We start from the raw sequence: 14,410 nt of genomic DNA on the forward strand, positions 1-14,410 counted from the left end.
TCCGCGAATCTCATCGTTAGAGAGCGGAGAGAGACCCCTCACCATCTTGCCGCTATCGCAGCGAGCCACCCTCTTCCGCAAGGGGAGAGGGTAAAACGTCTTGCGGCTGTCGCCGTTACTTCCCTTCCAGCGTATTGACTGGCGCCCACTCGGGCGGTGGTGGACTTGCGGTAAATACGCGCGCGCGCTTCGCGAACATTGACGAGGCGGGATCGATCGTTGCCACGCTCTCGAACGCATTCGCCGCCTTGGCGAAATCCCTTGCCCGCCAGCAGGCGAGCCCTTCGGCATAGGCTGCGGCCACCTTCGTCTGCTCGTCGGTCGCGGCCGCTTTCTCCGCCAGCGGCTCGAACACCTTGATCGCCTCGCCGCGCCCCTGCACCCTGATCGCATCGAGCTCGCGCCAGGCGAACGTGTCGCCGGTCTGGGCCATCGTGGTTTCCGACGCCATGATCGCGGTGTCGTAGTATTTGTTGGCGCCTTCGAGCCGCGAGGCCACGTTCACGGTGTCGCTCATCACGGTGTAGTTGAAGCGGCGGCGCGAGCCGATATTGCCGACCACGGCCTCGCCGCTGTTGAGGCCGATACGATGCGACAGGCCGTGGCCGGCGAAGGCGGCGTTGCCGGCGTTGAGCTCTGCGAGCTTCTCGTGGCATTTCAGCGCGGCACGCACCGCATTGCGGGCATGTGCGGGGTCGTCGGCCGGGGCGCCGAACATGGCGACGATGGAATCGCCGATATATTTGTCGACATAGCCGCCATGGGCTTCGATGATGTCGGTCATGGCGGACAGATATTCGTTCATCAGCGTCACCAGTTCGCCCGGGGTCATCGTCTCCGCAATGGACGAGAAGCCGCTGAGATCGGAGAAGAACATGGTGACGTTGCGCATCTCGCCGCCGAGCGCCGGCATCTTGCCGGACGCAACCATGGTGTCGATCACTTCAGGGGCGAGGTAGAAGGCAAAGCTCTTGCGCAGGAAGCGCTCGTCGCGATCGGCCAGCACGAAGCGGTAGCCGATCATCATCGCGAGCGCGGCAAGGCTCGCAAGCGCAGGCTCGGCCAGCGGCAGCGCCAGTGCGTGGACGAACGCACCGAGGGCCACGGCGGCGTAAATGGCGGTGAGGCCGAGCCAGGCGATCAGCGCGCCGCCCGGCGCAAGCATGCAGGCCGCGCAAGCGACCAGAAGCGCGAACACGACAGTGAGAATGCTCCGCGCGGAAAAGCCGAGCTCAGTCACGGCATCGCGCTCGATCAGGTTGCGGATCACGGTGGCATGCACGAAGACGCCGGCGACGGCGCTGCGGGCGCGTTGCGCGGCACGCTCCGGCGCGGGGAGGGCGCATCGCGCCGCCGGCGTTCCGTCATATCCGCCCGACAGGCGCATCGAGGTGAGCTTGCGGTCGTCGAAATTGAGGACGCTGCCGAGCAGCACGACCTTGCCGTCGAAGGCGCGGCGGAAGAAGTCGCGGTCGCCCTTCTCGACGCAGGCACGCAGGTCGGCGAAGGAGAAGGTCGGAACGTCGCGGCCGAGCCCTCGAAAGTTGAGCGTCAGCGTGTTCGGCACCGCGCTCGGGATGGCATAGCCGGACAGTTCGGTCGCACCCGACGGCGCGATCCCGGGCTTCGCGCCGAGCGCGCGGGCCGCGAGCTCGACGGCCATGGCGGGCACCGGCTTGCCGTCGATGGAGAAGCTCAGCGGCATTCGGCGGATGACGTCGTCCGCATCGGTGTGGACGTTGAGGGCGCGGATGTTGGTTCGCACCGCCAATTGCTGCGCGCGGTAGGGCCGCTCCGGATGGTCGTTGCTGAGGATCTCGCCGAGCATCAGCTTGCCGGCGTCCGAGAGTTGTCGGAGCGCGATCAGATAATCCCGGTCGAATCCCCTCATGCGCGCGCCGAGCGGCGCCTCGCCAAAGGGAATCTCGGACTGCTCGATCGAGCTCGGAAAGATGACGTCGTAGCCGATGACCTTGGCGCCGCCCTCGCTGATGCTGCCGAGCACCCGTCCGATCTCGCGCGTCCAGGTTTGCGTCGGCGATCCCTTGAAGGGTGGTGTGTCGTAGGTCTCGCCGTCGATTGCCACCACGACGACCGGCGACGTCGCGGGATCGCGGCGCTCGCCGGCCAGCTTGGCGCGCATCGCCGTGAGGATGTCGAGCGAGAGACCTTGCAGCGCCTGAAGCGGCGGGGACGTGAAGATCGCGCCCGCGAGGAGCGCAATCAGCATCGCCGCTACGATGTCCCGTCCCCCGATCCGCCGCATCGCGCCGTCGCAGGCCCTCTATTCGAGACGCAGCAGGCGGCCGATGATCGGGGTCGGCGATGTGGTGGCACTGGCGTCGACCAGGAAGGTGTAGCGCTTGGCGCCGACAATGGCGAGATAGCTGCCGCCCGGGGTCAGCGACTTCCCGGCCGTGGCAAAATCATAGAATTTGTTGCCGACCATGTTGTCGCGCTTGAGCGTTATGCTGATCGTGGGCTCCTTGCCGTCGGTGCGCTCGATCACCAGCGTGCTGCCGCTCTTGGCCTGCACCAGCGGCGAGACGCCGTAGAGTGTCGGCAGCTTGGCCGGGGCGCCCTTGGCGTCCGATCGCATGGTGCGGAAGGTCGTCGCCGCGCTCTGGTTCGCCTCGCGCTCCGAGAGCCTTGCCGCATTGGTGTCGCACGGCACCTTCTCGCGTTTGACCTCACCCAGCTGCACGGTGCTCTGCTCGGCGCCAACAAGGACGACGCCTTCGCTGATCGTCTCGCGCTGGCAGGATTTCAGGTAGCTGAGCGTGATGCTGGCCTTGGGCCCGAGCTTGATGATCTTGCCCGGCGCCACATAGTCCATGAACGCGACGCCATCGACCTTGCCCTGGACGTCCTCGACGATCGCAGCGGGCGTCTCCGCCATGGCGGGGGCCGCAAGACAGAACGCGCCGGCCAGGGCGCCGATCAGGCTTCTCATGGGAGTTCTCATCCAATTCGACGATGTTTATCGGTGTCCGGTCCCGGTTCGATGCTTAGCAGGGGCTGCTCGAGGCAAGTGTGACCGGAATCACTCTCGGTGATTGGTGCCACTCTAGCAGGAACAGGTTCAAACCGGCGACCGGAGAAAAAACGAGCCGCGGCAAGGCGTTGGCGGATTGATGATTCTCAGGCGGCCGGGACGGGCGCAGCCGGATTGTCCCCGACCCGACGGCTCTCCGCCGCACGCTCCGTCATGGGAGCGAGGGAAGCTTCGATTCTCTGAAAAGGAAGCGCCTGTGGACCGGCGATTTCGACCACCTCGTCCCAGCGCGACAGGAAGGCCTCGACGCAGGCCGGGTCGAACTGCCGGCCCTTGTTCTCGACCAGGTAATCGCGCGCCACGTCGAGCGGCATCGGCTCCTTGTAGGGCCGCCGGCTCGTCAGGGCGTCGAAGACGTCGGCGACTGCGACCACCCGCGCGGCGACCGGAATCGAGTCCGCGCTGAGGCCGTTTGGATAGCCGGCGCCGTCCCAGCGCTCGTGATGGCCTGCGGCAATCTGCGCACCGAGCTGGATCAGCTCGCAGCTGGAGTCCGCCAGGATGCGCTCGCCGATCGCTGCATGTGTCCTGATCACCGCCATCTCCTCGGCGGTGAGCCTGCCGGGCTTGAGCAGGATATTGTCGGGAATGGCGACCTTGCCGACGTCGTGCAGGGGCGCGGCGAGATAGATGTCGCGGCAGAGCCGGGCCGGCAGGCCGAGCTGCTCGGCGATGATGCGGCTGTAGCGGGCGACTCGCAAGGTGTGCTCGCCGGTGTCGTTGTCGCGATATTCGACCGCGAGCGCGAGGCGCAGGATGATCTCTTCCTCGCGCTCGCCGAGCTTTCGTGTGGCTGCCGCGACTTCGCTGGCCAGATGTGCGGCACGATCGCTGAGCTTGCGCACGGCTGCACCAAGCTGAATCAGATTCCGCAGGCGCACCGTCATCTCGACGCTTTGCGGCGCCTTGGGCAGGAAATCGGTCGCACCGGCCTGCAGCGCTTCCATCTTGATGTCGTCGGTCTGTCGCGACGTGATCATCGCGATCGGAATGTCGGCGCAGCCGGGCAGGGACCGGAAGACACGAATGAAGCTGATCCCGTCCATGTGCGGCAGCTCGTAGTCGACCAGCACGAGGTCGAACATGCGCTCTCGCGCGCAGGTCAGCGCTTCCACGGGATCGAGGAAGGTGGTGGCCTCGACCAGGCCTTCGGCCTCGAGATGACGTTTCAGGAAGTTGAGGACGGAGCGGCTGTCATCAACCAGGAGCGCTTGGGTCAGCATCGGGTGGCCGGACTCGTTCGGATGCGAGGCAGGACCTTCACGCATAGCCTTTGCGATTTAACGCGGAGCAAACATCCAGACTGCGGCGAACCGACTCACGTCTGCGCACAGCGCATGAGAAACGAGCGAACCATGCAAGCTTGCGTGCATGCGCGAAGTTCTAGGGTTTGTGACCCGTAGTTGTACGGTGAAGTCCATTAGGGGTTTGCATACTCTCCCACGCGAATAGTCGCAGTGCAGGATTCGCGTCATGCGTGCAGCGAGTCCTGAGGAAATCTGGGGGACGAATGCCGTCTGATGTCACTGAGCCGAAGTGGTCCCTGCGGCTGCCTGCCGATTGCAGTATTGCTGCGATCCGCAATGTCTATGACCTGATCCGCGAAGCTTTCGGCCGGCAGGACCGGCTCGAGATCGATTGTTCGAGCGTCGACAAGGCCGACGTGACCTCGATCCAGCTTCTGCTGTCGACGGCCAAGACCGGTGAGGCGCAAGGCCGCCCCGTGGTCCTGACCTCCTTCTCCCAGTCCTTCCGCAACACCCTGCGCCGCGCCGGCTTCGCCAGCGAGGCGATGATCGATCAGCACTTCCCGCAAAAGAAAGATGGCATCTGATGGCCACGATTCTGACCGTCGACGATTCCCCCAGCATCCGGCAAATGATCAAGGTCGTGCTCGAGCCGGCCGGTCACAACGTGATCGAGGCCGGCGACGGCGCACAGGGGCTCGCCAAGGCGCAGGCCGGCAAGCTCGACCTCGTCATCACCGACCTCAATATGCCCGTCATGAACGGGCTCGAGCTGATCCGGGCGCTGCGCAAGCTGCCGAGCGCGGTCGGCATGCCCATCGTGTTCCTGACCACCGAGTCCAATGACACGGTGAAGCAGGAAGCCAAGAGCGCCGGCGCCACCGGCTGGATCACCAAACCGTTCAAGCCCGAGCAGCTGCTCGCCGTCGTCGGCAAGCTGGTGCGCGCATGAGCGCAATGGACCCGACCGAGATCTTTCGTCAGGAAGCAAGCGAGCTCTTCGAAGTTCTCGAAGGCGCCTTGCTCGATCTCGGCCAGCGTCCCGACGACCGCGAGCTGGTCGATTCCGCCTTTCGCGCCCTGCATACGATCAAGGGCTCGGGCGCCATGTTCGGCTTCGACAAGGTCGCCTCCTTCACCCACGAGTTCGAGACCGCCTTCGACCGCGTCCGCAAGGGCGAGATCAAGCCGACGCAGGAGCTGATCTCGGTCGCGCTCGCCGCCAAGGACTATATCCGCGCACTGATCGAGGACCCCCAGTCGACCGACGACATCATCGGCGAAGCCATTCTCGATGACCTCAAGCGCTTCGTTTCATCCGACCAGCCTGCCGCTCCGGTCGCCGAGATCACCGAAGCGCCGCCGCTGGCCCCAGCCGAGAGCAAGCAGGCCGGCTGGCACCTCTATCTCGAATTCGAATCGCACATCCTGCGCAACGGCTCGAATCCGCTCGATCTGCTGGAAGATCTCTGCAAGCTCGGCCCCTGCTTCGTCGTCCCGATCACGGACGGCATCCCGTTCCTCGACGAGATGGAGCCGGAAGACTGTTATCTGAAGTGGGACGTCAAGCTGCACGCGGCCTGCGACAAGGACGCAATCGACGACGTCTTCATGTTCGTCTCGGACGAGATGAAGCTGACGCTCTCGCCGTTGGAGCATGTCGAAGCGCCCGCGCCGATGCCGCTGTTCAATCTCCTCGACGAGGAGCCGGCTCCGGTGATCGAGATGGTTGCGCCGGCGGTCGAGGTTGCTGTCGCGCTTGCCGTCCCGAAGGCGGAGCCGAAACTCGAATCAAAGCCGGAACCCAAATCCGAGTCTAAGCCCGAGGCCAAGCGCGAAGAGCGCGGCATTGCCACCGTCCGCGTTCAGGCCGAGCGCCTCGACGAACTGATGGACCGGGTCGGCGAGCTCGTCATTGCCCAGGCGCGGCTGACCCAGCTCGCTTCGTCCGGCTCGGATCTCTCGATCAAGATGATTGCCGAGGAAATCGAGCGCCTTGCATCCTCTCTGCGCGACACCACGATGGGCGCGCGCATGGTGCCGATCGGCTCGCTGTTCGGCCGCTTCCGCCGGCTGGTGCACGATCTGTCGCGCGACCTGTCGAAGCCGGTCGAGTTCGTCACGACCGGCGAGGACACCGAGCTCGACAAGACCATGATCGAGTGCCTGGCCGATCCGCTGGTGCACCTGATCCGCAACGCCATCGACCACGGCATCGAGGACACGGCGACCCGCGCGGCCAACGGCAAGACCGAGCAGGGCCGGATCGAGCTCGCCGCCGTCCATTCCGGTGCGCAGGTGCTCGTCACCGTCAAGGATAATGGCGGCGGCCTCAACACCGCCCGCATCCGCGCCAAGGCGGAGGAGCAGGGGCTGATCGCCGCCGGGGCCGTGCTGACCGATCACGAAATCCATCAATTCCTGTTCCATCCGGGCTTCTCGACCGCGCAGACCATCTCGGCGCTGTCCGGCCGCGGCGTCGGCATGGACGTGGTCAAGCGCACCATCGAGAACATGCGCGGCTCGATCGACCTGTCGACCAGGCAGGGTCTGGGCACCACCGTGACGCTGCGCCTGCCGCTCACGCTCGCGATCATCGAAGGGCTGCTGATCCGCGTCGGCGAAGGCCGCTACATCATTCCACTGTCGGCGGTGGAGGAATGCGTCGAGCTGACCGCCGATGACGAGCGGTCGCGCGGCCGCAACTTCCTCAACGTACGCGGCGACCTGGTGCCGTTCCTGCGCCTGCGCGAGATCATGTCCGCGTCGGGTTCGCCCGACCGGCACCAGAAGACGATCATCATCTCGACCGGCGAGACCCGCGTCGGCCTCGTCGCGGACCAGATCATCGGCAACCACCAGACCGTCATCAAGTCGCTGTCCAAGCTGCACTCCGACGTCACGATCTTCTCGGGCGCGACGATCCTGGGCGACGGCACCGCGGCGCTGATCCTCGACGTCGCGCAACTGGTCTCGCTGGCGCAGTCGAAGGTCGAGAAGCAGCATATCAACGAGGCGGCGTGATGAACGAGGGGTTGGCGGGCGAGCATCAGTCGGGCGCGATGCAGGTCGTGATGATCGGCCTCGGCGAGGAGAAGTTCGCGCTCGACGCGGGCCTCGTGCGCGAGATCATCGACCCGGTCCCCGTGACCAAGGTCGCGGGCGCGCGGGCCTTCGTTCCCAGCGTCATCAACGTGCGTGGCAACGTCATCCCGCTCGCCGATTTGCGGATCCGTTTCGGGATGCCGCAACTGGACGATACCGCCGACACGCGCATCGTCGTCATCGAGCTCGAACTCGATGGCGAGCCGGTTCTGGTCGGCGTCACCGCGGACAAGGTCTACGAGGTCACGGAAATCTCGCAGACCGACGTGCAGCAGACGCCGCGCGTCGGCATGCACTGGAAGCCGGAGTTCATTCGTTTCATCGCGAAGTGGCGCGAAGAGTTCGTCATCGTTCCCAACATGGAACGCATCCTGAATTGAGGGGAAGTCTCGGGCGAGACTGGGGTAGGGGCTGGAGATGAGATTTACGGTCAAGGCAAAACTTGCCAGCGCGTTCGGCGTGGTCCTGCTGCTCTCGATGGCGGCGGGCGGCCTCGCCTATGTGAAGCTGAGCGAGATGATCGACACCGCCGACAGCCTCGTGTCGCGCGCCGGCCGGATGGATCGTGCGGCGGAAATCGAAAAGGGAATTCTGTCCCAGGTTCGGGCCGAGAAGAACCTGCTTCTCGCGCCGGATAGCGAGGCCGATCGCTTCATCGCGGAGATCGCCAAGCAGCGCGAGACGCTTCTGAAGCTGAAAGAGGAAATCCATGCTGCGGCTTCGGCCGAGGGCAAGAAGCTGATTGAGAATTTCGGCGCCGCCTACATCCGGATGAATGCCGTTCAGGACGACGTCCTCAAGACCGCTAGGACCGACAGGGCGAAGGCCGTCGAGCGCTCGTCGATCGAAGCTCGCAAGGCGGTCAGCGAAGCGATGGAAGCCGCCAGCGTCTACGTCACCAACGTCAAGAAGAACATGGCGGACCAGGCAGCCCGGGCGCATGAGGATGGCAACCGCGCCCACATGATGCTCGTCTCGGCTGTGGTGGCATCGCTCGCCATCGGCCTGATCGCCGCGTTCTGGATCTCGATGAGCATCGCCCGTGGCCTCAGCCGCGCGGTCGGCCTTGCCGGTGCCGTTGCGGGCGGTGATCTCAGCCAGACGATCAATGTTTCCAGCAATGATGAGATCGGCGATCTCGTCAAATCACTGAACATGATGGTCGAGAAGCTTCGTCAGGTCGTCGAGGAGGCTCTGACCGCGGCAAGCAACGTTTCCGCGGGCAGCCAGGAACTGTCCGCCAGCGCCGAGCAACTCTCGCAGGGAGCGACCGAGCAAGCCTCGTCCGCCGAGGAGGCCTCTTCTTCAATGGAGGAGATGGCCTCCAACGTGAAGCAGAACGCCGACAATGCCAACCAAACCGAGAAGATCGCCGCACGATCGGCCCAGGATGCGGAGGCCAGCGGCGTCGCCGTGGGCCGTGCCGTCGAGGCGATGCGGACCATCGCCGACAAGATCACGATCGTGCAGGAGATCGCCCGCCAGACCGACCTGCTCGCGCTCAACGCGGCGGTCGAAGCCGCTCGTGCCGGCGAGCACGGCAAGGGCTTTGCGGTGGTCGCCTCCGAAGTGCGCAAGCTTGCCGAACGCAGCCAGGCCGCCGCGGCGGACATCGGCACGCTGTCGACGGAGAGCGTGAAAGTCGCGCAGGAGGCCGGCGCCATGCTGTCCAAGCTGGTGCCCGATATCAAGAAGACCGCTGAGCTGGTGCAGGAGATCACCGCAGCTTGCCGCGAGCAGGACGTCGGTTCGGCCCAGATCAACCAGGCGATCCAGCAGCTCGACAAGGTCGGCCAGCAGAACGCCAGCGCCTCCGAGCAGGTGTCCTCGACCTCTGAAGAGCTTGCCTCGCAAGCCGAGCAGCTCCAATCGACGATCTCGTTCTTCCGCATCGAGCATGCCGGGCGCAACGAGAGTGCTTCACCCGCGCCGATCGACCGCGCCGTGACCCAGCTCCGCGCCAGGGCAGCGCACATGGCGGCAGCGGATCGGGGCGCGAAGAAGCCGGCGCCTGCCCGCAGGCCGGCGCGGGCGATGAAAGTCGCCGGCGGTGGTGGCTTCGCCTTCGACATGCATGACGGCGAAGACGATCGTGACGCCGAGTTTCAGCGCTGAACAACCGGTCCGGCCCCGTGCCGGACCGTACTCCATTTCCAAACCTTCGGACCCCTGGACTGCATCATGGCCGCCACCTCGCAATATCTGACGCTCGGGCTCGCCGGCGAGACGTTCGGCATCAGCATCCGCAATGTCCGTGAAATTCTCGACATGCGGCCGATCTCGCGGCTGCCGCACGCGCCAAACTTCCTGCTCGGCATGATCGACGTGCGCGGCAGCGGCTATCCCATCGTCGACCTCCGGACCAAGCTCGGGCTGCCGAGCGTCGCCGCCACCGAGGCGACCCGCATCATCATCCTCGACGTGCCTATGAAGGACCGCCTGGTCGGCGTCGGCTTCGTCGCCGACTGCGTGTTCGAGGTCACCGACATCGACGAGCAGGCGATCGAGCCGATCCCCGAGGTTGGCGGCAAATGGCAATCCGATTACGCCGCTGGAATCGGCCGCAAGGGCGAGAAGTTCGTCGTCATTTTCGACCTCGCCAAGTTGATGGCGAACGATGAGTTTCCGGGCGAGCGCACAACCAGGGACGATGCGCCCTGCGCCGCCTGAACTGAGATTACGAAGCGTAAAGCGTTAGCACCCCATTCGAACCCGACGGGACTGAAATGAGATTCTCGGTAAAAGCTAAGCTGGCCTCCGCATTCGGCGCGGTCATTGTTCTCTCGATGATCACGGGAGGCGTGGCTTATAACGGCCTCTCCGCCTTGACGATGCAGCAGCAACGAATCGTTGGCCAGGCCAACCGTACCAAGCTCGCTGCGGACGTAATGGACGCGCTACAAGGTCAACAGCGCGCAGAAAACCGAATGATCCAGGCGTTGTCGGACAAGGAGACCCAGGATAATCACGCCGGGATGCTGACCCGTCGTGAGAAGACGCTTAAGCTCTACAACGACCTGCATGGGCAGGCGAGCGAGGCCGGCAGGCGCGTTCTCGATCAAGCCTCTGGCCCCATGAAGCGAATGAACGAGCTGGAGGACCAGTCCGCGAAATTCGCGCTGCTCAACTCCAACAACAAGGCAGCGGAACTCTGGAAGACTGAGGGCGGGGCCGCGGCCAAGGATCTCGACGCGAAGTTCGAGGCTGTCGTTGCGGAAATGAGCAGGGGGGCATCGGACAACCAGCGCGCCGTCACCTCGATCTTGGAGGCTCGCGCGGACATTGCGCGCCTGTCCCGCGCGATCGTGATGGCCTACACGGCTACGAACACGCAGGACCTCGAGATCGACGTCAAGGACGCCACGCAACGGTTGGGCAACATCAAGGCGGCGGTGGCTCAGGCGGGCCAGGCTGGTACGTCAGCGGGAATGAACGCGCAATTGGAGCGCTTGGCCAAGGCAGTCGACAACGTCGCGCGCCTTGCGCTCGAGGCTGGTAATCTGAAGGCAGCGACGATCGCAAATGGTGAAGGCCGGAAAGTCTTCAACGAGACGCTGAGTGCCGTAGAGCAGTACGTCAAGCTGAATGAGAAGCAGATGGCAGATGTCGCGGAGGAGGGCGCCCAGGAGGCGTCCCTCGCCAAGACGCTGTTGGTCAGCATCATCATCGGCGCGCTGCTGATCGCGGTCGCTTCCGCGACCTGGATTGCCCTCAATATCAGCCGCGGTCTCGGCCGTGCGGTCGGGCTTGCCAATGCGGTGGCCGTAGGCAACCTCAGCCAGAAGATCGACGTGTCGAGCAATGACGAAGTCGGTGATCTCGTGGCGTCCCTCAACGCGATGACGGCCAACCTCAACGCCACCGCTGGGGTCGCCAACGAGATCGCGAACGGAAATCTCATGGTCGAAGTCAAGCCGCTCTCGGACAAGGACACGTTGGGGCTGGCCCTTGAGCGCATGGTCGAAAAGCTCCAGCAGATCGTAACGGAGGCGCTGACCGCGGCGCAGAATGTCTCGGCCGGCAGCCAGGAGCTTTCCGCAAGTGCCGAGCAGCTCTCGCAGGGCGCGACCGAGCAGGCCTCGTCCGCCGAGGAAGCCTCCTCGTCGATGGAGGAGATGGCCTCCAACGTGAAGCAGAACGCCGACAACGCCAACCAGACCGAGAAGATCGCGGCGCAGTCAGCCAAGGACGCCGAAGCCAGCGGCGCCGCGGTCGGTCGCGCCGTCAACGCGATGCAGACCATCGCCGAGAAGATCACGATCGTGCAGGAGATCGCCCGCCAGACCGACCTGCTCGCGCTCAACGCGGCGGTCGAAGCCGCTCGTGCCGGCGAGCACGGCAAGGGCTTTGCGGTGGTCGCCTCCGAAGTGCGCAAGCTCGCCGAACGCAGCCAGGCTGCCGCCGCCGAGATCGGCACGCTCTCGGCCGACACCGTCAAGGTCGCCCAGGAAGCAGGCGCCATGCTGTCCAAGCTCGTCCCGGATATCAAGAAGACGGCCGAACTCGTCGAGGAGATCACCGCGGCCTGCCGCGAGCAGGACGTCGGCTCGGCCCAGATCAACCAGGCGATCCAGCAGCTCGACAAGGTCGGCCAGCAGAACGCCAGCGCCTCCGAGCAGGTGTCCTCGACGTCGGAGGAGCTCGCCTCGCAGGCCGAACAGTTGCAGTCGACCATCGCCTATTTCCGCATCGAGCCGGGCGCGAAGAGCCAGGCGGCTGCGCCGATCGATCGTGCGGTCAACCAGTTGCGGGCCAGGGCGGCCACCATGGCGGCTGCCGAACGTCCGGCGAAGAAGCCGCAGGGCAGGCCGGCGCGCGCCGTGAAGGTTGCCGGCGGCGGCTTCGCCTTCGACATGAACGACGGCGAGGACGATCGGGACGCCGATTTTCAGCGCTGATATCAAACGCAGGGATCGGCCCGCCGTTACGTGGCGGGTCGATCTATCTCCGTAATAGTGTGAACGTTTAGGACGCAAGATGGCCCGTATGGCCCGACATTCAGTGCAGGCGGCGGCCATCCCGGGCGGGGGCATGCAGCGATGATGCCCGCTATGCAGGATACGGCCGTGCATCTGTCGGACCGCCACTTCCGCACCATCGCGGAGCTCATCGAGGGCCAGGTCGGCATCAAGCTGCCGCAGGGCAAGCGGCTGATGCTGGAGGGGCGGCTGCACAAGCGCGTGCGCGCGCTGAACTTCTCCGACCTCAACGAATATGTCGAGAACCTGTTCGAGGCCGATCATTTCGACATCGAGCTCACTCATCTCATCGACGTGGTGACGACGAACAAGACCGACTTCTTCCGGGAGCCGCAGCACTTCACCTTCCTGCGGGAGGTCGCGGTCCCGGCCTTGCTCAAGTCGCATGGACCCAAGAACGCGAACCTGAAGATCTGGAGCTCGGCAAGCTCCACCGGCATGGAAGCCTATACGACCGCGATGGTCCTTGACGACATGACGCGGAACGGCTCGCGCTTCCAGTACCGCATCCTCGGGACCGACATCTCGACCGCCGTGCTGCGCCTCGCCAAGACCGCGATCTACACGAGGGACGTGCTCGCTCCGGTGCCGGAGCCTTTCGTGAAGCGGTATTTCCTGTCGTCGCGGGACAAGTCGCGCGGTGAGGTGCGGGTGGTGCCGGAGTTGCGGCGCATGACGCATTTCATGAGGATGAATCTCATGGACGCGTCCTATCCCGTCGATCGCGACGTCGACATCATCTTCTGCCGCAACGTCCTGATCTATTTCGAGCGCGAGACCCAGCGCAAGGTGATCGAGCGATTGTGCAGCCATCTGCGGCCGGGAGGCTATCTGCTGGTCGGCCATTCCGAATCGATGATTCACAGCGCCGTGCCGGGCCTGAAGCAGGTCCAGCCCACCATTTTCCAGGTTTGATCGGAGCGCCGCCAAAAATGCCGAAGCAGAAAGTTCGCGTGCTGATCGTGGACGATTCGGCGTCGGTTCGCCAAATCCTGCAAACGATCCTCAGCGACGACCCCGAGATCGAGGTGATGGGAACGGCCTCGGATCCGTTCGCCGCGGCGCGTCGTCTCCAGAACGAGCTTCCCGACGTCATGATCCTCGACCTCGAGATGCCGCGCATGGACGGCATGACGTTCCTGCGCAAGATCATGGCGCAGCGCCCCATCCCGGTGATCATCTGCTCCTCGCTGACCGAGGAGGGCTCGGACGTGATGTTCGAAGCGTTCGAGGCGGGCGCGGTCGACATCGTGCCGAAGCCGAAGATCGACACGCGGCAGGCGCTGCTCGAATGCTCCGCGCGGCTGCGCGAGGCAGTCAAATCGGCCGCTCGCGCCCGGGTGCGCCCGCGCGCGGAGCGCCGGGTGATCGAGAAGAAGCTGACGGCCGACGCCATCATCCCGCCGCCGGTGCAGGGCAAGGTCCGGCCGACCACCGAGCGCATCGTGTGCATCGGTGCATCGACGGGCGGGACCGAAGCGCTCAACGACGTTCTGGAGATGCTGCCGGCCCACTGTCCGCCGATCGTCATCGTCCAGCACATGCCGGCGGGATTCACCGCGGCGTTTGCGCGGCGTCTCGACAGCGTCTGCCAGATGCGTGTCAAGGAGGCCGAGGACGGCGAGCCGGTGCTGCCGGGCTGCGCCTACATCGCGCCGGGTGCCCGTCACATGCTGCTTCAGCGCATCGGCCTGCGCTACCAGATCGCGATCAAGGACGGCCCGCCGGTGTCGCGGCATCGCCCGTCCGTCGACGTGCTGTTTCGCTCCGCGGCCCAGCACGCCGGCGCCAATGCGCTCGGCGTGATCATGACGGGCATGGGCGACGACGGCGCGCGCGGAATGCTGGAGATGCGCAAACTCGGCGCCTCGACGCGGGCGCAGGACGAAGAGAGCTGCGTGGTGTTCGGCATGCCCAAGGAAGCCATCGCCCATGGCGGCGTCGAGAAGGTCGTCTCGCTGCACCAGATCCCGCGCGAGATCATGCTCTGGTATCAGGCCGGGAACGCCGCGGTGGCAGGTTGA

Annotated in this window: 12 protein-coding genes; 9 read left to right on the forward strand and 3 right to left on the reverse strand. The window is 65.0% G+C overall.

Annotation, left to right across the window (positions count from 1 at the left end):
- Positions 1-115: 115 nt before the first annotated feature.
- The 3 genes from HAP40_RS09245 to HAP40_RS09255 form a co-directional block, all read right to left on the reverse strand.
- Complete coding sequence (locus tag HAP40_RS09245; RefSeq protein ID WP_166818100.1) at positions 116-2,266, reverse strand: adenylate/guanylate cyclase domain-containing protein; 2,151 nt, start codon at positions 2,264-2,266, stop codon at positions 116-118.
- Between the two features lie 18 nt (positions 2,267-2,284).
- A complete protein-coding gene (locus HAP40_RS09250) occupies positions 2,285-2,953 on the reverse strand; it encodes a hypothetical protein (protein WP_166818099.1) in 669 nt (222 codons plus the stop codon).
- Positions 2,954-3,141: 188 nt separating this feature from the next.
- Positions 3,142-4,278, reverse strand: a complete 1,137-nt coding sequence (locus tag HAP40_RS09255; protein ID WP_166818098.1) for an HD domain-containing phosphohydrolase — start codon at positions 4,276-4,278, stop codon at positions 3,142-3,144.
- A 287-nt stretch (positions 4,279-4,565) separates the two neighbouring features.
- Here HAP40_RS09255 and HAP40_RS09260 point away from each other — a divergent pair, with 287 nt between their 5' ends.
- From HAP40_RS09260 to HAP40_RS09300, 9 genes are all read left to right on the forward strand, one after another.
- Positions 4,566-4,889 carry an STAS domain-containing protein gene (locus tag HAP40_RS09260; RefSeq protein WP_166818097.1) on the forward strand — a complete coding sequence of 108 codons (324 nt, stop codon included), beginning with the start codon at positions 4,566-4,568 and terminating at the stop codon, positions 4,887-4,889.
- Positions 4,889-5,254 carry a response regulator gene (locus tag HAP40_RS09265; protein ID WP_008142319.1) on the forward strand — a complete coding sequence of 122 codons (366 nt, stop codon included), beginning with the start codon at positions 4,889-4,891 and terminating at the stop codon, positions 5,252-5,254. Before HAP40_RS09260 ends, HAP40_RS09265 begins: the two co-directional genes overlap by 1 nt.
- A complete protein-coding gene (locus HAP40_RS09270) occupies positions 5,251-7,326 on the forward strand; it encodes a chemotaxis protein CheA (RefSeq protein WP_166818096.1) in 2,076 nt (691 codons plus the stop codon). Before HAP40_RS09265 ends, HAP40_RS09270 begins: the two co-directional genes overlap by 4 nt.
- Complete coding sequence (locus HAP40_RS09275; protein WP_166818095.1) at positions 7,326-7,787, forward strand: chemotaxis protein CheW; 462 nt, start codon at positions 7,326-7,328, stop codon at positions 7,785-7,787. Before HAP40_RS09270 ends, HAP40_RS09275 begins: the two co-directional genes overlap by 1 nt.
- Positions 7,788-7,824: 37 nt before the next feature.
- A complete protein-coding gene (locus HAP40_RS09280) occupies positions 7,825-9,522 on the forward strand; it encodes a methyl-accepting chemotaxis protein (protein WP_166818094.1) in 1,698 nt (565 codons plus the stop codon).
- Positions 9,523-9,588: 66 nt separating this feature from the next.
- Positions 9,589-10,077, forward strand: coding sequence for a chemotaxis protein CheW (locus HAP40_RS09285; protein ID WP_166818093.1), 489 nt, complete (start codon positions 9,589-9,591; stop codon positions 10,075-10,077).
- 56 nt (positions 10,078-10,133) lie between these two features.
- Complete coding sequence (locus HAP40_RS09290; protein WP_166818092.1) at positions 10,134-12,305, forward strand: HAMP domain-containing methyl-accepting chemotaxis protein; 2,172 nt, start codon at positions 10,134-10,136, stop codon at positions 12,303-12,305.
- A 141-nt stretch (positions 12,306-12,446) separates the two neighbouring features.
- Entirely contained in the window at positions 12,447-13,301 is an 855-nt protein-coding gene (locus HAP40_RS09295; RefSeq protein WP_166818091.1) for a CheR family methyltransferase, read from the forward strand.
- A gap of 17 nt (positions 13,302-13,318) precedes the next feature.
- Complete coding sequence (locus HAP40_RS09300; protein ID WP_166818090.1) at positions 13,319-14,410, forward strand: protein-glutamate methylesterase/protein-glutamine glutaminase; 1,092 nt, start codon at positions 13,319-13,321, stop codon at positions 14,408-14,410.

The sequence above is a fragment of the Bradyrhizobium sp. 1(2017) genome, assembly GCF_011602485.2.
GTDB lineage: Bacteria > Pseudomonadota > Alphaproteobacteria > Rhizobiales > Xanthobacteraceae > Bradyrhizobium.